This window comes from Companilactobacillus huachuanensis (genome assembly GCF_005404815.1).
GTDB classification, from domain to species: domain Bacteria; phylum Bacillota; class Bacilli; order Lactobacillales; family Lactobacillaceae; genus Companilactobacillus; species Companilactobacillus huachuanensis.
Genome location: NZ_BJDF01000006.1, coordinates 38,187 through 58,667, shown reverse-complemented (window position 1 = coordinate 58,667; position 20,481 = coordinate 38,187). Strand labels below are relative to the sequence as shown.

General features: G+C 37.9%; 16 protein-coding genes. 5 read left to right on the top strand and 11 right to left on the bottom strand.

Features of this window, described 5'->3' with window-relative positions:
• Nucleotides 1–251 precede the first annotated feature (251 nt).
• On the bottom strand, nucleotides 252–1,808 hold the full coding sequence (cshA, locus tag FFM71_RS04710) for a degradosome RNA helicase CshA (RefSeq protein ID WP_137611041.1): 1,557 nt from the start codon (nucleotides 1,806–1,808) through the stop codon (nucleotides 252–254).
• A gap of 83 nt (nucleotides 1,809–1,891) precedes the next feature.
• On the bottom strand, nucleotides 1,892–3,256 hold the full coding sequence (locus tag FFM71_RS04705; RefSeq protein WP_137611040.1) for a UDP-N-acetylmuramoyl-tripeptide--D-alanyl-D-alanine ligase: 1,365 nt from the start codon (nucleotides 3,254–3,256) through the stop codon (nucleotides 1,892–1,894).
• Between the two features lie 90 nt (nucleotides 3,257–3,346).
• On the opposite strand from FFM71_RS04705, the gene FFM71_RS04700 reads away from it, so the two are divergent.
• Nucleotides 3,347–4,579, top strand: coding sequence for a multidrug efflux MFS transporter (locus tag FFM71_RS04700; RefSeq protein ID WP_137611039.1), 1,233 nt, complete (start codon nucleotides 3,347–3,349; stop codon nucleotides 4,577–4,579).
• A 23-nt stretch (nucleotides 4,580–4,602) separates the two neighbouring features.
• Here FFM71_RS04700 and FFM71_RS04695 read toward each other — a convergent pair whose 3' ends face one another.
• The 6 genes from FFM71_RS04695 to FFM71_RS04670 form a co-directional block, all read right to left on the bottom strand.
• Nucleotides 4,603–4,851 (bottom strand): type B 50S ribosomal protein L31, encoded by a 249-nt coding sequence (locus FFM71_RS04695; RefSeq protein WP_137611038.1) that lies wholly within the window; start codon nucleotides 4,849–4,851, stop codon nucleotides 4,603–4,605.
• A 425-nt stretch (nucleotides 4,852–5,276) separates the two neighbouring features.
• Entirely contained in the window at nucleotides 5,277–6,779 is a 1,503-nt protein-coding gene (gene abc-f, locus FFM71_RS04690) for a ribosomal protection-like ABC-F family protein (protein ID WP_137611037.1), read from the bottom strand.
• Between the two features lie 247 nt (nucleotides 6,780–7,026).
• Nucleotides 7,027–8,307: a UDP-N-acetylglucosamine 1-carboxyvinyltransferase gene (gene murA, locus FFM71_RS04685; protein ID WP_137611036.1), complete on the bottom strand. Its 1,281-nt coding sequence runs from the start codon at nucleotides 8,305–8,307 to the stop codon at nucleotides 7,027–7,029.
• A gap of 40 nt (nucleotides 8,308–8,347) precedes the next feature.
• Nucleotides 8,348–9,961 (bottom strand): CTP synthase, encoded by a 1,614-nt coding sequence (gene pyrG / locus FFM71_RS04680; protein ID WP_137611035.1) that lies wholly within the window; start codon nucleotides 9,959–9,961, stop codon nucleotides 8,348–8,350.
• 165 nt (nucleotides 9,962–10,126) lie between these two features.
• Entirely contained in the window at nucleotides 10,127–10,786 is a 660-nt protein-coding gene (gene rpoE / locus FFM71_RS04675; RefSeq protein ID WP_137611034.1) for a DNA-directed RNA polymerase subunit delta, read from the bottom strand.
• A 46-nt stretch (nucleotides 10,787–10,832) separates the two neighbouring features.
• Complete coding sequence (locus FFM71_RS04670) at nucleotides 10,833–11,273, bottom strand: YwiB family protein (RefSeq protein WP_137611033.1); 441 nt, start codon at nucleotides 11,271–11,273, stop codon at nucleotides 10,833–10,835.
• A 363-nt stretch (nucleotides 11,274–11,636) separates the two neighbouring features.
• Between FFM71_RS04670 and FFM71_RS04665 the strand changes: the two genes are divergently transcribed.
• The 4 genes from FFM71_RS04665 (at nucleotide 11,637) to mscL (ending at nucleotide 16,512) form a co-directional block, all read left to right on the top strand.
• Nucleotides 11,637–12,449, top strand: a complete 813-nt coding sequence (locus FFM71_RS04665; protein ID WP_137611032.1) for a lipoate--protein ligase family protein — start codon at nucleotides 11,637–11,639, stop codon at nucleotides 12,447–12,449.
• Nucleotides 12,450–13,793 (top strand): HD domain-containing protein, encoded by a 1,344-nt coding sequence (locus FFM71_RS04660; protein ID WP_137611031.1) that lies wholly within the window; start codon nucleotides 12,450–12,452, stop codon nucleotides 13,791–13,793.
• A 127-nt stretch (nucleotides 13,794–13,920) separates the two neighbouring features.
• The gene (locus FFM71_RS04655; protein WP_137611030.1) at nucleotides 13,921–15,615 is read left to right on the top strand and encodes a glycerol-3-phosphate dehydrogenase/oxidase; all 1,695 of its coding nucleotides are present in this window, start codon (nucleotides 13,921–13,923) and stop codon (nucleotides 15,613–15,615) included.
• Nucleotides 15,616–16,101: 486 nt separating this feature from the next.
• On the top strand, nucleotides 16,102–16,512 hold the full coding sequence (gene mscL, locus FFM71_RS04650; protein WP_137611029.1) for a large conductance mechanosensitive channel protein MscL: 411 nt from the start codon (nucleotides 16,102–16,104) through the stop codon (nucleotides 16,510–16,512).
• A gap of 134 nt (nucleotides 16,513–16,646) precedes the next feature.
• Here mscL and FFM71_RS04645 read toward each other — a convergent pair whose 3' ends face one another.
• The 3 genes from FFM71_RS04645 to glmU all read right to left on the bottom strand — a co-directional run bounded on the left by FFM71_RS04645 (nucleotide 16,647) and on the right by glmU (nucleotide 20,420).
• On the bottom strand, nucleotides 16,647–17,681 hold the full coding sequence (locus FFM71_RS04645) for a hypothetical protein (RefSeq protein ID WP_137611028.1): 1,035 nt from the start codon (nucleotides 17,679–17,681) through the stop codon (nucleotides 16,647–16,649).
• A gap of 355 nt (nucleotides 17,682–18,036) precedes the next feature.
• Nucleotides 18,037–19,017 (bottom strand): ribose-phosphate diphosphokinase, encoded by a 981-nt coding sequence (locus FFM71_RS04640; RefSeq protein WP_137611027.1) that lies wholly within the window; start codon nucleotides 19,015–19,017, stop codon nucleotides 18,037–18,039.
• 14 nt (nucleotides 19,018–19,031) lie between these two features.
• Complete coding sequence (glmU, locus tag FFM71_RS04635) at nucleotides 19,032–20,420, bottom strand: bifunctional UDP-N-acetylglucosamine diphosphorylase/glucosamine-1-phosphate N-acetyltransferase GlmU (RefSeq protein ID WP_137611026.1); 1,389 nt, start codon at nucleotides 20,418–20,420, stop codon at nucleotides 19,032–19,034.
• Between the last annotated feature and the right edge of the window lie 61 nt (nucleotides 20,421–20,481).

Genomic DNA, 20,481 nt, shown 5'->3' with positions numbered 1-20,481 from the left:
AGTTGGAAGAGTTGAAAGTATTCATTTGCAGCGAAAGTGGAGTTATTGCTTTAGCAATTACACCACCGGGCGCGTTGGAGACTCGCAGGTTTTGCGAGGCTTCAACCGAGGCTCGAGACCGCTTCCCAGGCTCGGGCCGTTCCGCGCAGCAATTGAATACTTTCAGCTCTGGAAACGGCATCCTTTAGCCATTTTACTGTACAAAAAAAGACAAAGTAAAATAATTTACCTTGTCTTTTTTAAAATTCTAATTATTTTTCAAGATTTGTTCTGATCTTGAATGACTTCTTGCTACGACCATTACGTTTGTTGTCATGTTCGCGGCGTTTGCCACCCTTATCATCATGATTACGACTGCCACTACTGTGACGATCACTACTACGTCTGTTTCCGCCACCACGATGGTTACCACCATTACTGTGATCACCATTGCTTCTTCCATTACCACGACGGCCATGGCCTGAACGGCTGTGACTAACTTTTCTTGATGGAAGTGGTCTTTCAGGAGCAATCTTAACAGGAACACTTTCAGCATCCTTGATTGACTCGCTCAAGAATATACGAGCAATATTATCAGCAGAATATTCTGACAACAATTCTTCAACTGCATCGTTGAAACGATCCAAGTGCTTGTCATGTGCCAAGGTATCTTTGATATCTTCCTTAACTGATTCAAGTTGTCCCTTAAGAACTTCTTTATCAGTTGGTGGAGCTAATGGTTCCATACGCTTCTTTGTAAGGTTCTCAATTGTACGTAAGTAACCCATTTCGTTAGGTGTAACGAAAGTTACTGACACACCAGAGTGTCCGGCACGACCAGTACGGCCAATACGGTGAACGTAGCTATCAGGATCTTGAGGAATATCAAAGTTATAAACATGTGATACACCAGAAATATCCAAACCACGAGCAGCAACATCAGTTGCAACAAGGAACTCTAATTTACCAGCTTTGAACTTACGTAAAACGCTAGTTCTCTTATCTTGTGATAAGTCACCGTGAATTCCTTCAGCATTGTAACCACGAGCTTGCAAACCACGTGTTAATTCATCAACACGACGCTTTGTACGACCAAAGATCAAAGCAAGTTCTGGAGCTTGAACGTCGAAAAGACGTGTCATCAAGTCAAACTTCTCAAATTCTTTTGCCTTAACAAAGTATTGTTCGATATTATCAGCAGTCAATTCTTTTGACTTGATCTTAACGATCTTAGGTTCTGTCATGAACTTGTCAGCAATCTTAAGGATTGGCTTAGGCATTGTTGCTGAGAACAACAATGTTTGATGCTTGTTAGGAACGTTTGATAAGATACTTTCGATATCTTCAACGAATCCCATGTCCAACATTTCATCAGCTTCATCAAGCACAACTGTTTTAACATTGTGCAACTTCAAAGTGTGGCGGTTGATATGGTCAAGCATACGACCAGGTGTACCGACAATAATTTGAGGATGACTCTTCAAAGCACGGATCTGGCGTCTGATATCAGAACCACCGTAAACACTTTGAACTTTAACTTTCTTCTTACTACCTAAACGGTATAACTCTTCTTGAGTTTGAATAGCTAATTCTCTAGTTGGTGAGATAATCAATGCTTGAATTTCGCTTGATTGAGTATCAACGGCATTTAGTAATGGTAAACCAAAGGCTGCCGTCTTACCTGTACCAGTTTGAGCTTGCCCAATAACGTCATCGCCGGTCATAACTAGTGGAATAGTTTGAGCTTGAATTGGTGTAGTTTCTTCAAAACCAGCTTCGTCTACGGCACTCAATAATCTGGGATCTAAATCTAATTCTTTAAATTTCACAAATGTCCTCCATTTTTTAAAACACGATAAATAACAATTTGACTACTTTACCACGTTTTATACACAAACTCAAATGACAACTACTACATTAAATCATGTAAAACGTTTTCTAAGTGAATTCCATGACTTGCTTTTAACAAGACAGTGTCATTTGGTTTTAATTCTTTTTTAAGATCTGTGGTCAAATCTGCCAGTTGGTCTTTGTCGTACCAAAGCAGATCATTTTGGTCATACTTGGAACTTAATTTGTCACGCAAATACTTCATATCAGGACCAACCAGATAAACTTTTTCAAAATCTGTATTATCAATGTGTGCAGCTAAAGACTCATGCAAATTCTTGGAAGCATCACCAAGCTCTAGCATGTCGCCTAAAACAATCAGCTTACGACCGTCAGTCTTAATATCTTTGAGACTGTGTAAAACTTCAATGGCTGCAGTGGGATTAGAGTTATACACATCGCTCAATATGTCGGCCCCATTTTGGGACTTCAGCCATTCGGTTCTGTTTTCTGTTACAAATAATTCACCCAAAGCTTTTTGCATAGCAGCTGGTTTAATATGTAAAGCGCGACCAACTAATAAAGCTGCCAAGGCATTATTGACGTTATACTCACCCATCATTGGAATTTCAAATTTAATGTCCGGCCATTGATTGGTAGTAAAACTTGTCGTTGTTTTGCCTGCTTCAATTTCTGTTGCATACAAATCATTACTGTCGTGACTACCAAAACTCAATTGTCTTTGTTCAATATTTTTAGCACGTTCCAACAATAATGGTTCATCCCCGTTATAAACGAAAGTTCCATCTTCATTTAAATGATCAGTTATTTCCATCTTGGCATCAGCGATTTTGTCACGAGTACCAAAGAATTCAATATGAGCTTCTCCAATCATTGTAATGACTGAAATATCGGGATTAGCAATACTACTCAAATGATTGATCTGTCCAGGACGATCCATTCCCATTTCAATAACCAATACTTCAGTATTAGTAGGCATATTCAAGATCGTAAAAGGTACACCGATTTCATTATTAAAATTCTGCGGTGTTTTAGCAACATTGTTACTAGTGCTCAAAACCTTTGCAATCATATCTTTCGTGGTAGTCTTCCCATTACTACCAGTTACAGCAACGACTTTCGGATTAACCTTGTTCAAATAATACTTGGCCAATGTTTCAAACGCGTTCGAAACATTCTTAACGACAACATAAGGTATCTTGTCATTAAGAATATCATGATCACTCTGCCAAATAGTCGCACTTACCCCATGCTCAATGGCGCTGTTGATGAATTCATGTCCATCACGGTCCCCTTGTAATGGAAAAAATAAGTCGCCCTTCTTTGCTTTACGACTGTCAAAACAAACGCCCGTAATTTCAACGTCTTCAATCGTATCACTTTGAATTTTTAATGCTGAATAGACTTCCCTTAACTTCATTTTCATGAATAAACTTCCTCAACTATAAAAAATTAAATATATCAGATATAAACAAAAAAAGAGTATACTAAGATACTTAGAAAGGATTTGATGTATATGACATCTAATACAGATGACAGTGCTGAGCCGAATAATTATTGGAAGAGAAATCTAATTGTTCTTTGGTTCAGTACTTTTGTATCCGGTATTGGCTTCAGTATGATAACACCCTTTATGCCATTATACATTAACCAGTTAGGTAATTTCACAAAAAGTCAGCTCGTCATTTGGAATGGTATCGCCTTTTCATCAACATTTCTAGTCATGGCGATCATCTCACCTGTTTGGGGTAAAATTGCTGACCGCCGTGGCCGTAAATTGATGTTGATTCGAGCATCACTTGGTATGGCCATTGTAATTTTCCTGCAAGCTTTTGTTACTGCTCCTTGGCAGCTGGTCGTTTTAAGACTCCTACAAGGTGTCTTCTCAGGATTTGTTAGTAATTCTAACACCCTGATAGCTTCCACAGCCCCAAGGTCTGAAAGCGGCAAGGCTTTAGGAACACTTAATACCGGAGTCATTTCTGGTACTTTGCTTGGTCCGCTGGTCGGTGGCGTTATCGCCCAATACTTCGGTTATCGGATTCCATTTATGATAACCGGGTCATTATTATTTATAGCTTTTATTCTCGTGACGATTTTTATTAAGGAAGATTTCAAGCCTATTCCAAAAGGTCAAGAAGAGTCAACCAAAGAAATTTTCCACAAGTTAAAAAATCCCAATTTAATTTTGGCAATGTTTGTTACCACAATGATCATCCAAGCTTCTAACAACTCGATCAATCCAATTATCAGTTTGTATGTTAAACAACTGATGCACAATTCGAATCAGGTCACGTTAATCGCTGGTGTCGTCGCGGCCATGCCAGGTATCGCTAATATTATTGCCGCACCAAGATTTGGTGCTTTAGGTGATAAGATCGGTACTGGGAAAATTCTGATTGGTGGTTTAATTTTTGCCATCATCGTTTATATCCCTCAGGCCTTTGTTACCAACGTTTGGCAGTTAGCTGCCTTAAGATTCTTAGTTGGTATCTCTGACGCTTGCTTGGTTCCGCAAGTACAAACAATTTTAGCCAAATACACTGATCCCAAATATACTGGTCGGATCTTCGGTTATAACCAGTCCTTCCAGTCAGTTGGTAATGTCTGTGGACCATTATTAGGTTCCTCTATATCAAGCGTACTTAGCTATTCAGCAGTCTTTCTAAGTACTAGCCTCTTAGCAGGTATCAACTTTGTTTGGGTATTTTCACACCTGAAGCCAAAGAATACGAAAGCAAAAAAATAAGCCATCCGAACGGATGACTTTTTTTATTTGTTTGCCAAACCATATTTCTTGTTGAAACGATCGATACGTCCATCTGCTTGAGCAAACTTTTGTTTACCAGTGTAGAAAGGATGTGAATCTGATGAAATTTCAACACGAATCAATGGGTAGTCTGTACCTTCAAAATCAGTTGTTTCTTTTGAGTTCATTGTTGAACCAGCTAAGAATTTCTTACCTGTTGATGAATCCATAAATACAACTTGACGATATTCTGGGTGAATTCCTTGTTTCATTCTATGTCGCTCCTTTGCCATAAATCCTTAACGGAAATATAGATTATATTAACTAACAGTGTTTAATATTATCATGACTTGTGCAAATATTCAATACTATTCTTTTTTTGCCGCCCTCGGTTGCGAGAGATTTTGCCTGCTGTGAGACCGACTTGAGCCAAGGTCTCAAGTCTCGGTTTTGAACTTCGCAAAGCCCGCGAATTTCAAAACACGTCTGTGCTGTAAGAGCAGAAATTCACTGCTCTAACACCACTTTCACTGCTGGCAAAATCTCTCACAACCGAGGACTAATTTGTCGATTACCAACGATATTAACTAAACAATCCAAGTCATACCAGACGACCTGACCTCCCAAGCTTAATACCAAATTACTTAAAAATCCCAAGTATCTAATTCTCAATTAATTACTTCTTATCGCTTTATCATCAGTTATCTTCGCGTAATTCCACTTTCCTTGTAGCAACCGCATCAATTAAATCTTGATCATGATCAATCAACAGCATCGTTGGGTGCTGTTTTTTTATTGCATCAATAATTTGCTGTCTGGTAATGACGTCTAAATAATTCAACGGTTCATCCCAGAAATACAAATTAGCTGGTTCTGAAAGACTGATTGCTAAGGCAACTTTTCGGCGTTGGCCTTGGCTCATGTTTTCCACAGGTTGCTCGAATAGATAGCGTTCAAATCCTAACTTACGAAGATTTGAATAGACTGTTTCTGGTTCAATCTTTTTAGCCATTGCTAATTGTTTGATATTTCCAACTAATTCATTGTCCTGTCTCAAATAGGAAACTTTGAGATTACTTGCCAGGTGGATATCCCCTGTTTGTGTAAAAGGTTGTGGCAAACTGAGAATTTGTTTGAAAATCGTTGTTTTACCAATTCCGTTTGGACCTAAAATAGCCACTACTTGGTCACGTTTTAATTCAAAGTTAACTACTGGCGTCTTTATATTCTCATGCTGCAACTGTAAGTTATCCACCGTCACAAAAATATTGGGATGTTTAACCTCTTCGTAATTTAAAGTAATTGGTTCTTCAATTTCAATATTTTTTAACAAACTTTGCTTTTCATCAATCGCATCATTGGCACGCTTAGTAGCAGTCTTCGCTTTTTTCATCATTTTGGCTGACTTGTGACCCAAGAAGCCTTTGTCCAAATTAACTTTTTCAGTATAATGTTTTTTATTTTTTTGTGACTCTGCTTGGTCTGACCAGTTCTCACGTTTAACGGCTGTCTCATGCAATCGCTGAATATCTTTTTTTAATTGATCTTTTTGATTTATTTCTGATTGATCTTGACGGTTCTTATTTTCTTGCCATGTGTCAAAATTGCCTTTATACACATCCACATCCGCTCGGTTGATGGAAATAACGTGGTCGATGACTGGATTTAGGAAGGACTTGTCATGACTAATAACGATGAAGCCTTTTTTGTTTTTTAGATAATCGGAGACAATCTTTCGTCCCTCAATATCTAAGTGATTTGTTGGTTCATCGATCAATTGAAAACCTGATTCGTCAATAAACAAAATTGCTAAAAGAACTTTTGTCTGCTCGCCTGGACTCAAGGTTGCAAATTCTTGTTGCAAAACTTCCGTATCAATTTGAAGCTTTTCGAATTCAATTTCGATTTTCCAAAGATCGTATTCTTCCAAATTGGCTAAACTTTTGACGACTTCAACAGTTGGAACATTTTTATCAACAACCGTCTGTGGATAATAATAAAAATTTAAGTTGGAGACGACCTTGCCTTGATAATCGAGCTGTCCCATCAACAACTTCAACAATGTTGTCTTACCACGACCATTGCGACCAATTAAGCCTAACTTCCAAGATTCATCAATCTTCAAATTCAAAGAATCAAATAAGTTATCAACCATCTGATCATATTTAAAACTCACGTTTTCTATTTGTATTGTTCCCATTTAAAAACACCCTCATTCAGGTGCAGATTGATCTGGCAGTACGAAATTGCGTACAAAAAAAGGACGCTGAACAGCGTCCTTAATTATTTTTAAGGAAGCACTGTTGAGAAAATAAGCCAAATCAAACTACACGAAATATTATTATTAATATTTTTGTATAATTTAAAATTTGAACTTAATTTCTCAACGGCGCACTTCCTCTCTGGTTTTAAGATATAAATTAATTTATCAGGTTAAATCATTTCTGTCAAGACTCAATTAAATCATCTTCACCGATTAATTTAACATCCGCACCTAAACAGTGTAACTTCCAAACAACTTGATCATAACCTCGCAAAATGTTTTCGGCATGATCGATAACCGTTTGACCGTCAGCCAAAAGGCCAGCAATCATCAAACAGGCACCGGCCCTAATTTCATCAGCAGTTACATTAGCGCCCTTGAGCTTGGCTCCACCGTGAACAAAAATCAAATCATTTTCACTTGTGATATCGGCACCCATCTTCGCTAATTGTGCAATGTGCTTCACACGCTTAGGATAAATCGTATCAATGATCATCGCTTCACCACTTGCTTTCATCAAAAGTGGCGTGATTGGTTGTTGAAGGTCAGTTGCAAAACCCGGATATGGCATCGTCTTGATATTGACAGCCTTCAATTCAGGAGATGGCTTAACGTAAATACTGTCTTCGCCAACTTCCAAGTTAACACCCATTTCATCCAACTTAGCTAAAAAGGCATCCAAATGTTCACTGATAATATTTTTAACTAAGATATCCCCACCGTTTGCAGCAGCTAAACTTAAATAAGTTCCCGCTTCAATCCGGTCAGGAATAATTGTATGTGCATTATTTGAACGAAGCGTATCAACACCTTCAATACGAATCGTCTCAGTCCCAACACCACGGATGACAGCACCCATGTTATTTAGAAACGTTGCTAAATCAATAATTTCTGGTTCTTTGGCAGCATTTTCAATCACGGTTGTTCCCTTAGCTTTAACAGCAGCCAAGATGACATTGATTGTTGCACCAACGGAGACCATATCTAAAAAGATTTTTGCTCCCTTGAGGCCTTCTTCAGGAGTTGTAATAATGATTTGTCCATGTTTGTTCTCAACGTGTGCACCTAATGCTTCAAATCCCTTGATATGTTGATCAATAGGACGTGGTCCAATATCGTCGCCGCCGGGAAAACCGACTACAGCCTTACCAAATTTACCTAGCATGGCTCCCATAAAGTAGTATGAGGCACGTAAACTGCTTACTTTACCACTGGGCAATTCAGCAAATTGGATCTTGGTCGGATCAATTCGCAATACATCATTATTCATTTCTGAAGTAACGTTCATATCTTTCAAAATAGAACGTAAATTTTTTACATCTCTAATTTGGGGAACGGAATCTAACACTACAGGTGTATCAGATAAAATGGCTGCTGGAATCAACGCTACGGTACTGTTTTTAGCACCACCGATTGTCACTTCACCCGATAATTTCTTTCCACCGTTGATTACAAGTTTTTGCATAAGCTTTTTCCTAACTATATTTGACTACTTCAAAAGAAGACTACATGTTGTCTTCTTCAAGGCCTGAAGCTGCACCGATAAATCCTTTGAACAAGCCTTCTGGTTTAGTAGGTCTTGACAAGAATTCAGGATGGTATTGAGCGGCAACGAAGAACTTGTTTTCAGGAATTTCAATTACTTCAACCAAACGGTTGTCGGGTGAAACGCCTGAGAATACTAGGCCAAGATCTTCAAATTGCTTACGATATTCGTTGTTAAATTCATATCTGTGACGATGTCTTTCTTGGATAACTGATTGATTATCATAAGCAGCAGCTGCTTTTGAACCTTCTTTTAGTTTACATGGATAAGCACCCAAACGTAAAGTACCACCACGATCTTCAACATCTTTCTTATCAGCCATGATGTCGATAACCTTGTGTGGAGCATTAGCATCGACTTCACCAGTTGTAGCGTCCTTGATACCAGCTACATTTCTAGCAAATTCAATACTTGCCATTTGCATACCTAAACAGATTCCAAGATATGGCACATCATGTTCACGAGCATACTTGATCGTTGTGATCATACCTTCTAGACCACGACTACCAAATCCACCTGGTACTAGAATACCATCAGAATCCTTAAGATAATCAGCCACATTGTCTTCTGTAATAAGATCAGCTGAAATCTTTTCTAGTTCTATTTCTGTATTATAAGCGTATCCAGCGGCACGGAGTGCTTCTGTAACAGAAATGTAGGCATCTTGTAACTTTGTATACTTACCAACTAGAGTGATCTTTGTCTTGTGCTTCAAGTTGTGAACACGGTCAACTAATTTATTCCAGTTAGCCATGTCAGCTTTCTTAGTATCTAAGTGCAAGTAACGACAAACGATATCATCAAAGTTTTGAGCTTGTAGATTCAAAGGAATGTCATAAAGTGAACTTGCATCACGTGATTCGATCACGGCTTCTGCGTCAACATCACAGAATGAAGCAATCTTATCTTTCATGTTTTGTGGCATTGGTAATTCAGTTCTAACAACTAAGATGTTAGGTTGAATACCAATTCCACGTAATTCTTTAACACTGTGTTGAGTTGGCTTAGTCTTCATTTCGCCAGCAGCCTTCAAGTAAGGTACTAGTGATGTATGAATGTAAACAACGTTTTCTGAACCAACTTCAGCTTTCATTTGACGCAATGCTTCTAGGTATGGTTGTGATTCAATATCACCAACAGTACCACCGACTTCAGTTATGATAACGTCTGAGTCAGTTGTTGTAGCAGCACGCATAATTTTTTGTTTGATCATATCTGTAATATGTGGAATTACTTGAACAGTTGCTCCGTTGTAATCACCGTGACGTTCGCGACGAATTACTTCGGAATAGATTTTACCAGTTGTAACGTTTGAATATTTGTTCAAATCGTTATCGATAAATCTTTCGTAGTGTCCCAAATCAAGATCAGTTTCAGTACCATCGTTGGTAACATAAACTTCACCGTGTTGATATGGACTCATTGTTCCTGGGTCCACATTAATATAAGGATCGAATTTTTGCATTGTCACCTTTAGTCCGCGATTTTTTAATAGTCTACCAAGGGATGCGGCAACAATTCCCTTACCTAATGATGAAACAACTCCACCTGTAATAAAAATGTACTTAGTCATAGATTTCCTCCACATATTAATTCTAGGGATTTCTTACTCACAAAAATAAAAAAGTCCCCTATTCAGCATGAACAGGGAACTTGAATTTGTCTATCTAATAGAGCCCGAACTATATAATACCGTGATATGTTCAGCTCGTCAAACTTTTAATTAAAAAAGTTTGACTTATTTATCTGTATCTTCGTCAGCGTCATCATCATCACTGTCGTCGTCATCATCGTCATCTGAGAGATCAATGTCTTCATCATCATCGTCGTCAGCGTCAAATTCTGATAATTGACCTTCGATACCATCTTCAAGACTGTCATCGTGTTCGTCATCATCATCGTCATCAACTGATGTCAAATCTGAATTAGTAAACTTAGATAAGTCTGGACCACTATCTGATGTATTGCCGTCAGTTTCGTCATCATCATCCATATCAGTTACATTCAAATCAGTGTCGTCGTCATAATCAACAACATCGTCATCATCATCGTCACTCAAGAAGGCATTAACCTTTTGAGCAGCTTTGTGAGTATTTTCAGTACCATTATCCTCAGGGTGATTTACTTCTTCATCGACTGAGTCATATGGGTACCACTTACGTAGACCCCAAACATTTTCGCCGAGTGAAAGAAAACTACCGTCGTTATTTAAATCTGTATAGAATTGAGGAAGTGACTCCTTAATATCTGAATCAGATTTACCCAAATAATCTTGAATTTCATTAACGATATCTGAGAAATTCATTACTTCTTTTTTATTGTTGTTTAGAATCTCATACGCGACCTCGATCAATGAGAGTTCGTCTTTGTTTTGATCCTTGAATTTGTCAAACTTCAAACGTGTACACGTCCTTTCGCAGCGTCTTACTTATAATGATATAGACCTAAGCGCTAAAAATCAATCTAAACTTATAATTACCTATTACATTATTGTCGTAAATCAAGTCATAATCAATGTTTATTTTTCCAGAAAGCGGATTACTTACAATTTCGACCTTAGAATCCTTGGTATAAGTGTCTAATGGTAAAACTCCATATTCTGTTTCCAGGTGACCATTATTGTGTTCTTGATGAGTGAAATAGAGTAAAGATGCTAAATTAGTCGATTTAGCGACACGTTTAACATGAATTTCACCCTTTTCCGTAATTTTAACTAAGATTGATGCTTTGTCATTATTTTCTAGACTTTCGTTAAATCTTAAATAAATCGAATTTCCAACTTGAGTAAATTTACCCGGTTCAGAAATTTTAGTATGCGTTAATTCTCCCGATTGCAATGTCTCAATATTTAATTCGACATTTATATCAAAACTATTATTTTCCAATACCCTATTGCCTCTACATGATAAAATTATATTTGTAAGCCATCTCCGGATCTAAGAGAGGATTCAGCCACTATAATGCCAGATTCAAAGCGAGGTGCAAGACAAGGCTGCTGAAAAACTTCTGAATTTTTAATTTTAAAAAATCAATTCCCATAAAACAGTTATTATTGAGTACAAAAGTGGGTGGAATTACCCAAAATAGTGTCTCAAATAAAACGAAAATGGTGGATTAAATTTCTCTAATTTAGTTTTTCAGCAGCCTCGTGCAAGGCCTTGGATCGTACCGGTCCTCATGGCAGGCGAAAATTTCTGACTACCAGAAGCAGCATCCCTCAATAACAACAAAAACGAAGAAGTGATCAAGTGAACAATACTATTATATTATACGACCAAAAAATAAGCTCTAACAAAGAAATGCTTGTTCCATTTTCGGACACTGGTGCTATTTTAAAATTTGTCTCTGAAAATCATCAACCAGTGCTCCACTTCTGGACGACGCCACCTACAGTCATCTTAGGTATGCAAGATAAACGTCTACACAACTTGTCAGCTGGATTGGAAATGCTAGCAGAAAAAAATCATCTCTTTTATTTGCGCAATTCTGGTGGCTTAGGTGTTGTGACTGACGAGGGAATCCTTAACTGTACAATCTTCTTATCAGACAAGGATAATCTACAAATCGATGATGCCTACGAAAAGATGTATTCCTTATTAAAACAAGCTTTCTCAACAAAAATCAAAACTGGTGAAATCACTCATTCATATTGTCCTGGGACTTATGATCTCAGCATTGACGGTAAAAAATTTGCGGGAATCTCGCAACGACGCGCTGGAAATGCAGTAGCTGTCATGGCCTACATTAGTATCAGTGGCAACCAAAGGAAACGTAGTCAACTGATGAAAGACTTTTACGAAGTCAGTAATTTTCCCAAACACGAACGCTTCGAATATCCGGAAATCGACTTGCAGTCCATGGAAAACCTCGACACTTTATTAAATCGAAAGCTTTCCATTGCTGAAGCTAAGCAAAACATTCTTGATGTCCTAGAAGCCCATTATCGAATTGACCGTGAAGAATTCTTTATCGTTCAAAGTTCGGAGCCTTATCAAAAAGCTTATAATACTACATTAACTGATTTAATTAAACGTAACAAATTTATTCTGGAGGAAAAATAAATGCCATACAATATCGAAATGTTACCACGAGAAAAAGTTTTTCGTGATCCGATCCATAATTACATTCACATTCAGCACAAAGTGATTCTTGATTTAATCAACACTAAAGAATTTCAACGTCTCCGTAGAGTTAAACAGTTGGGAACATCATCTTTTACTTTCCAAGGGGCTGAACATTCTCGTTTCACACACTGTATGGGTGTTTACGAAATAACTCGCCAGATTTGTGATAATTTTCAACGCAATTATCCTACCAAGACACCCGGAGATGGCCTTTGGGATGACAACGAACGTATCGTAGCTTTGTGTGCAGCACTATTGCATGATGTCGGTCATGGGGCTTATTCACATACTTTCGAACATATTTTCAATACTGATCATGAATTGTGGACTCAAAAAATAATCACTTCACCAGAAACCGAAATCAACGCCGTTTTACGCCAAATATCTGATGATTTCCCTGAAAAAGTTGCCGGTGTCATTGCTCACACTTATCCTAATCCTCAAGTTGTTCAAATGATCTCCAGTCAAGTAGACGCTGACAGAATGGATTATCTTTTAAGAGATGCCTACTTTACCGGTACCAAATACGGGATGTTTGATCTCACAAGGATTTTGCGGGTTATGCGACCATACAAAGGTGGCATTGCCTTTGACAATGATGGAATGCATGCGGTTGAAGATTATATCGTTAGTCGCTTCCAGATGTATCAACAGGTCTATTTTCACCCTGTCTCACGCGGTATGGAAGTCGTTTTGACTAAGTTATTGCAACGGGCCAAAGATCTCTATGAGCACAATCATATGAACGGTTTCGAAATGCCTAGTCTCTTGATTCCCTTCTTTGAAAACAAAGTCACTATTAACGATTACTTGTTACTCGATGATGGAATCCTTAATACGTACTTTACCCTTTGGCAAAGCTACCCCGACGAAATTCTCAAGGATCTAGCATATCGCTTTTTATCTCGTAAACCATTCAAGTCTGCAGAATACGATACCAACACCGAAAAAATGTTGCCACAGCTTGCTCAAGTAGTCGAAAATGTTGGCTTTGACAAAGACTATTACACCGCTACTAATACTAGCTACGACTTACCCTACGATGTTTATAATCCTAACTCCAACAAGAGTCGAACTCAGATTGAAATTATGCAAGACGATGGTTCATTGATTGAATTATCAACCGTCAGTCGTTTGGTTAATGCCTTAACCGGGAAAATTTTAGGTGACGAACGTTTCTACTTCCCTAAATTTATGTTGATTCAACATCCCGACGATATTTTCAGTGATGATTACGAAGAATTTCAAAAACATATCCATAATGACAAAATCGTTCATTAAAACGCTTTCAACTTCTCCATAATTTTATTAAAATAAAACTAGCCTATTTTGATATTTTATTTGTGCAATTACTGGCTGATGAGATTATGCTTAATTTGCCAAAATGTGTGAAATACAGGAGGGTACTATGACAGAATTTTCCAGCAAAACAAGATCAGACAACTTACAAAAAATGCAGGATCAAGTATTAGACCTGTTAGTAATTGGAGGCGGTATTACTGGTAGTGGCATTGCGCTCGATGCCCAAACAAGAAATATCCAAACCGGTTTAATTGAAATGCGCGATTTTGCTTCCGGAACTTCAAGTCGCTCAACCAAATTAGTCCATGGCGGACTTCGTTACCTCAAACAGGCCGCTATCAAGGAAGTTCATGAAGTCGGCAGTGAAAGAGCACTCGTCTATAACAATGCTCCACACGTTACAACGCCACTAAAAATGATGCTGCCCTTTTATGAAGATGGTACCTTTGGGCCATTCTCAACTGCCATTGGTTTGGATGTTTACGACCGCTTAGCTCAAGTCAAACATTCTGAACGCAAGTACATGTTAAATCCACACGACACTCTGGAACGGGAGCCTTATTTGAAAGGTGAAAATCTAAAGGGTTCTGGTGTATATGTTGAATATCGGACTGACGATGCCCGTTTGACGCTAGAAGTTTTGAAAAAGGCGAACGAAAATGGCACCTTAATTGCCAATTACGTTAAGGCTACTGGTCTCCTATATGATGCAAACAATAAAATCTGCGGTGTTATTTTCAAAAACCTCATTGACGGTTCGACTGGTGAAATTCATGCCAAGAAAGTTATCAACGCTTGTGGACCCTGGGTTGACGATATTAGACAAATGGATGATTCCGATAAAGGCAAGCATCTACACTTAACTAAGGGTGTACATCTAGTTATTGACCACGAAAAATTTCCGATTTCAAATTCCGTATATTTTGACACACCATTTCACGACGGTCGAATGATGTTTGCAATTCCGCGTGAAGGCAAAACTTATATTGGAACGACTGATACGACTTGGACTGCCGATCCCAAAGAACCAAATATTACCGCAACAGATGTCACCTATATCCTTGCTGCCGCCAATGAAATGTTTGATTTACCACAATACTTAACACCAGATGATGTCGAAAGTGGTTGGTCCGGTGTCCGACCTCTAATTCAAGAAGAGGGTAAATCTCCTTCCGAAATTTCTCGTAAAGATGAAATTTTTCAATCCGATTCCGATCTATTATCAATTGCCGGTGGTAAATTGACCGGTTATCGCAAAATGGCAGAAAAAATTGTCGACCGTGTCGCCCAACAGTTATCATTTGAAACTGATTACGAATTCAAGGCAACGATCACTCAAGATTTAACTTTATCTGGCGGTGATGTTGGTGGTGACAATGGCTGGATGGATTTCTTTGACCAAGAAGTTCACGAGGGCATTATTAATTACGACCTTGAACGTGAAGATGCAGAAAAGTTGGTCCAGCGTTATGGTTCTAACGTCATCGATGTTTATCAATTGTTACCTGAAACAAAAACTAAGGCCCGCCTACCACGAATCGACTGGGCAATGTTGAATTATGGCCTTAAGTTTGAAATGGTTGAACATCCTATCGACTACTTGCTTAGACGTAGCAGTCAAATGCTGTTTGATATTAATCACATGAAGACTATTAAAACCGCTGTTATCGATTATATGAGTAAGTATTTTGACTGGGATGACGAAACAAAACAGGATATGACTGATGAGGTCAATCAGAAGTTAGCCTTGACTGATTTGAGTGATGTAAAGGCTCAGTATGCTGAATATTTGAAGAGATAATTGTTTTATTATGCCGTCTCCAGAGCCGAGAAATATTTAGTTCTTCCGACTAGTTGCTCTTTAATAATAAATCAATCGATAAATGCAACAGACCATATTACAGAGCCAATAAAAGCAGTTCACAATATTTTCAATACTTGTGAACTGCTTTTTTTATTGAAAATGAACATGGATTTCAAAAAAAACAGCCTCATGCTCTATTAAAATTTAAATAAAAAACAATCCATCTCTTTAATTTTTTTAAAAATATAGTAAAGTTGGTCTTGTACTTTGAAACAGGTACTATCTGAAGATTGAAAAAAGTATGTTGGATACAACGCATGGTGCTAGTTGGAAGAGCTGAGAGTATTCAACCGAGGTTCGAAACCGCACTTTGGCTCGGGCCGTTCCGCACAGCAATTGAATACTCTAAGCTCTGGAAACGGCATACTTATCTAAGCTTTCAATCTTTAGTTAGGTACTATTAATAAAGGAGACTTGACGAGAATGTTTAAGGAATTTCAAGAATTTATTTCCCGTGGTACTGTTATTGACTTGGCTGTCGGTGTTATCGTTGGTGCTGCCTTTAATAGTTTGGTATCAGCGACGACTACTTACCTCTTAAATCCGTTAATCGGACTTTTTATTGGACAAATTGATCTATCAGATATGAAATTTCAAGTTTTAGGAGCCAATTTTTTGATTGGTGATTTCATTAACGCATTAATCAATTTTCTAATCATTATGTTTGTGGTCTTTATGATTGTTAAGATGATGAACAAAATGCGTCGTGATGGTTCACGTAGTAAGTTTGATCAAAATGGTGACGAAATACCTGATCCACAAACTGAATACTTACAACAGATCCGTGATTTATTGAGATACCAACAGAGAAACGATCATAACAATAGGTATTAATTTAGTGATTTTAAAAATCAGTAATAATGTAAAACAACTATAGATATAACTGTTCCACTTAAAACAAAGAGACACTGTAATCCAAATTGGACTACAGTGTCTCTTTGTTTTAATGCTAGAAAATTGACTACATTTTATTTGAGCGGTGTAACAACTTTCAAATCTAATGCCTGTATGAAGCCGCTGGTACCATCAACAACCATTGGTATTACATTGACACTTGGTGCAGCACTAGTAACATAGCTTTCATCCAAAGGCATCATACCATCAATCGTGATATCCAAAGATTTTGGCATCCCTTCGATATGAATCTTATTATCAATTGCTGGTGTCTTAACAACATCATCACAAATTTTATGTACATATATCAAGCTTACTTTGGCCTCACCATTTACCATGCCACTCATTGTAAACTTATGACCACAGAGGGTTCCCTTTTTAACTGTTCCAAATGTTGGATGCAAATCCTCGGGAGCCGTGTACCACTCGTGTTCGATCTTCATATCATCAAACTTAAATCCTAAACGCTCACCCATTTCGTAAACACCTGAAACATAATACGAGGCAATTCCTAACTTAAGTCTATCTTGTGGGAATTTATCAGGATCCATCCCGTAACCAAATACTTTGACCCAACTTGAATAATTGTGTTGATCATCCTCACCTGATTGAACTGTGATTTTATCGACACGACCCATTAAACCTGCCAATACCGTTGGAATATATGATGCATAAGCTCCAGGTAACAAACCGGTTGGTAAGTACGAAACATCATTTTCTTTAGCGGTATCATTGATCATCTTGTAAAGATCTGGTGTCGTTGCTTGTGAGTAATATATTGGCAAAGTTGTAATAACATTTTTCTTAGCTTTCAAGACACGACAAACATCGACTGCACTTGGCGTAAAGCCACCCTTTTCATCACGAACCAGCGGTGTGTAATCTAAAACTACGTCAGCATCAAGTTTCAATGCTTCATCAATATCAGCAATTACCGTAACGCCAGTTTTTGGAAAATCAAAAATCTCTCCAGCATCTTTGCCAATCTTCTTTGGATCGACATCAACTGCGGCAACTAATTTCAAAGATTCCTTTTCTTGGATCATTCTAATTGCGGCCCGGCCAACATTACCGAGACCCCAAACAATCACTTTATACTGTTTCATCATATCACCCCAATTCGGTCTTGAATCGGCCTATCTATTGCTCATAATATCACGAAGTCTGATGTTATTACATAGCTTACGGAAAAGGCTTACATTTAATTTTGCTAATTCAATATACCTATACATAGAAAAAGAGAGTTCGTAATCTTCAAAGGTTGATTACAAACTCTCTTTTCATTTTTAATATCGAACAGTTATAGAACCACTACTCTGCAGTGGCTCTATAACGAGTTACACAAGGGCAACTCCTTCCGCTTTTCGTAATTAAGTAAATCGCCCGCTAAGTTCGGCGTGCAATTCACTTAATTACGAAAATGCTCGGGAGCTGGACGCCCTTGTTTCACTCTCTATTCTTTTATTATTTACTTTTTCTTTCAAAACGAGTATTGAACAATGGACTAACTGGATCATTGTCATGAACACGTTTGATAGCTTCACCGATAAGTGGTCCAACTGAAACTTGAACCATCTTGCCGATGATCTTATCTTTAGGAAGGTTGATTGAATCTGTAACAACTAAAGTTTTGATTGGTGATGCTTCAATTCTTTCGATAGCTGGGCCAGAAAGAATTGGATGTGTACAACAAGCGTAAACTTCAGTAGCACCGGCATCAATAAGTGCTTGTGATGCTAATGAAATTGTACCGGCTGTATCAATCATATCATCAATAATGATGGCACGTTTGCCTTCAACATTACCAATAATGTTCATAACTTCGGCAACATTGGCACGAGGTCTACGTTTATCAATAATGGCAATTGGTGTCTTCAAGAATTCAGCAAGTTTTCTGGCACGTGTAACACCACCATGATCAGGTGAAACAACAACTGCGCCTTCTTCAAGATGATTTGACAAGAAGTAATCAGCCAATAATGGAGCACCCATCAAGTGATCAACTGGAATATCAAAGAATCCTTGGATTTGTGCAGCATGGAGATCAAGTGCAAGAACACGGTCAACACCAGCACGTTCTAACATATTAGCGACTAATTTAGCAGTAATAGGTTCACGTGAACGTGACTTACGGTCTTGTCTAGCATAACCATAATATGGAATCACAACATTGATAACTGAAGCTGAAGCACGTCTCAAAGCATCAACCATGATCAATAGTTCCATCAAATTGTCATTAACTGGAGCTGAAGTTGATTGAATCAAGAATACTTCGGAACCACGAATACTTTCATCAATATTAATTTGGATTTCACCATCACTGAAACGTGTAACTGATGACTTTCCTAGTGGTACGCCAACCTCTTTAGCAATTTTTTCTGCTAAAGGCTTGTTTGAATTCAATGCAAAAATCTTCATTGGTTGTTCGTTATTTTGAAATGACATTTAATTATTCACCCTTATTCCCAATCTTCACTATTTGATAGTGGTAATCTATTCCAAAAATCTTCTTTATTAGTTTGTCTTTGACGCGCAATAGCCATAGCATGCTTAGGGATGTCGTTTGTAATTGTTGAACCAGCAGCAATAAATGAGTGATCAGACATTTCAACTGGAGCAACAATGTTTGAATTACTACCGATAAATGAATGGTCACCAATATTACTGTGCCACTTCTTTACACCGTCGTAATTTACAAAGACAACACCACAACCAACATTAATATCAGTCCCAAGTGTAGCATCACCAACATATGATAGATGACCTACCTTAGTTCTGTCACCAATCTTGGCATTCTTAATTTCACAGAAGTTACCAATGTGAACATCGCGACCAATTTCAGCATTAGGTCTGAGGTGTGAATTAGGACCGACATTGCTACCTTTGTGCATAATAGCATTTTCAATCGTTGAACTAATTACTTCAACATTGTCTTGAATCTCTGAATCAGAAATTCTTGAACCAGAACCAATAATACATTCTGAACCAATTTTTGTACTACCAAAAATCTTAACGTTAGGTTCAATCACAGTATCGTTGCCAATTTCAACATCTACATCAATGTAAGTATTGTCAGGGTCAACGATTGTAACACCATCACGCATATGTTGTTCGTTGATTCTTGTTTGCATAATTTTTTCAGCTTTAGACAAAGCAACTCGGTCATTAACACCCATTGATTCACTGAGGTCAGCCATTTCGTAAGCTGAGACCTTCTTACCTTGTTCTTTAAGCATTGAAATTACGTCTGGTAAATAATATTCGCCTTGAGCGTTGTCGTTCTTAACATTATGTAAGTTTTCGAACAACAATTTGTTATCAAAACAAATAACACCAGTATTTATTTCTTGAATTTCTTGTTCACTTCTTGAAGCATCTTTTTGTTCAACAATCTTTTCAACATTTCCATTGCCATCACGGACAATACGACCGTAACCGAATGGATCATCAGCATGAGCTGTCAAAATAGTGGCAGCAGCGCCTTCTTTTTCATGAAAATCAAACAGTTTTTCAAAAGTTGCAGCAGTGAACAATGGTGTATCACCAGTAGCAACCAAAGTAATACCGTCTTTATCACCTAAATCTTTTTCAGTTTGCAAGACAGCATGACCCGTACCTAATTGCTCAGACTGCAAAGCATACTTTGTTCTGTCACCAAGTAATTCTTTAACTTTGTCAGCACCATTCCCAATAACTGTTTCAATCATGTCCGGTTGGACCTTTTCTACTTGAGTTAGAACATGGTCGACCATAGCCTTACCAGCAACAGGATGTAAAACTTTGTACAATCTCGACTTCATTCTTGTGCCTTTTCCAGCAGCAAGAATTATTACATAACGATTCGACATCAGAAACTCCCTTCAGTCATTCAAATATCCTTATATATAATAGCATTATTATATATGACTG

Coding starts and splice junctions, on each gene's coding strand:
- FFM71_RS04705 (WP_137611040.1), bottom strand. CDS start 3,256: ATGAAAATGAAGTTAAGGGAAGTCTATTCAGCATTAAAAATTCAAAGT.
- FFM71_RS04700 (WP_137611039.1), top strand. CDS start 3,347: ATGACATCTAATACAGATGACAGTGCTGAGCCGAATAATTATTGGAAG.
- FFM71_RS04695 (WP_137611038.1), bottom strand. CDS start 4,851: ATGAAACAAGGAATTCACCCAGAATATCGTCAAGTTGTATTTATGGAT.
- abc-f (WP_137611037.1), bottom strand. CDS start 6,779: ATGGGAACAATACAAATAGAAAACGTGAGTTTTAAATATGATCAGATG.
- murA (WP_137611036.1), bottom strand. CDS start 8,307: ATGCAAAAACTTGTAATCAACGGTGGAAAGAAATTATCGGGTGAAGTG.
- pyrG (WP_137611035.1), bottom strand. CDS start 9,961: ATGACTAAGTACATTTTTATTACAGGTGGAGTTGTTTCATCATTAGGT.
- FFM71_RS04660 (WP_137611031.1), top strand. CDS start 12,450: ATGCCATACAATATCGAAATGTTACCACGAGAAAAAGTTTTTCGTGAT.
- FFM71_RS04655 (WP_137611030.1), top strand. CDS start 13,921: ATGACAGAATTTTCCAGCAAAACAAGATCAGACAACTTACAAAAAATG.
- mscL (WP_137611029.1), top strand. CDS start 16,102: ATGTTTAAGGAATTTCAAGAATTTATTTCCCGTGGTACTGTTATTGAC.
- FFM71_RS04645 (WP_137611028.1), bottom strand. CDS start 17,681: ATGATGAAACAGTATAAAGTGATTGTTTGGGGTCTCGGTAATGTTGGC.
- FFM71_RS04640 (WP_137611027.1), bottom strand. CDS start 19,017: ATGTCATTTCAAAATAACGAACAACCAATGAAGATTTTTGCATTGAAT.
- glmU (WP_137611026.1), bottom strand. CDS start 20,420: ATGTCGAATCGTTATGTAATAATTCTTGCTGCTGGAAAAGGCACAAGA.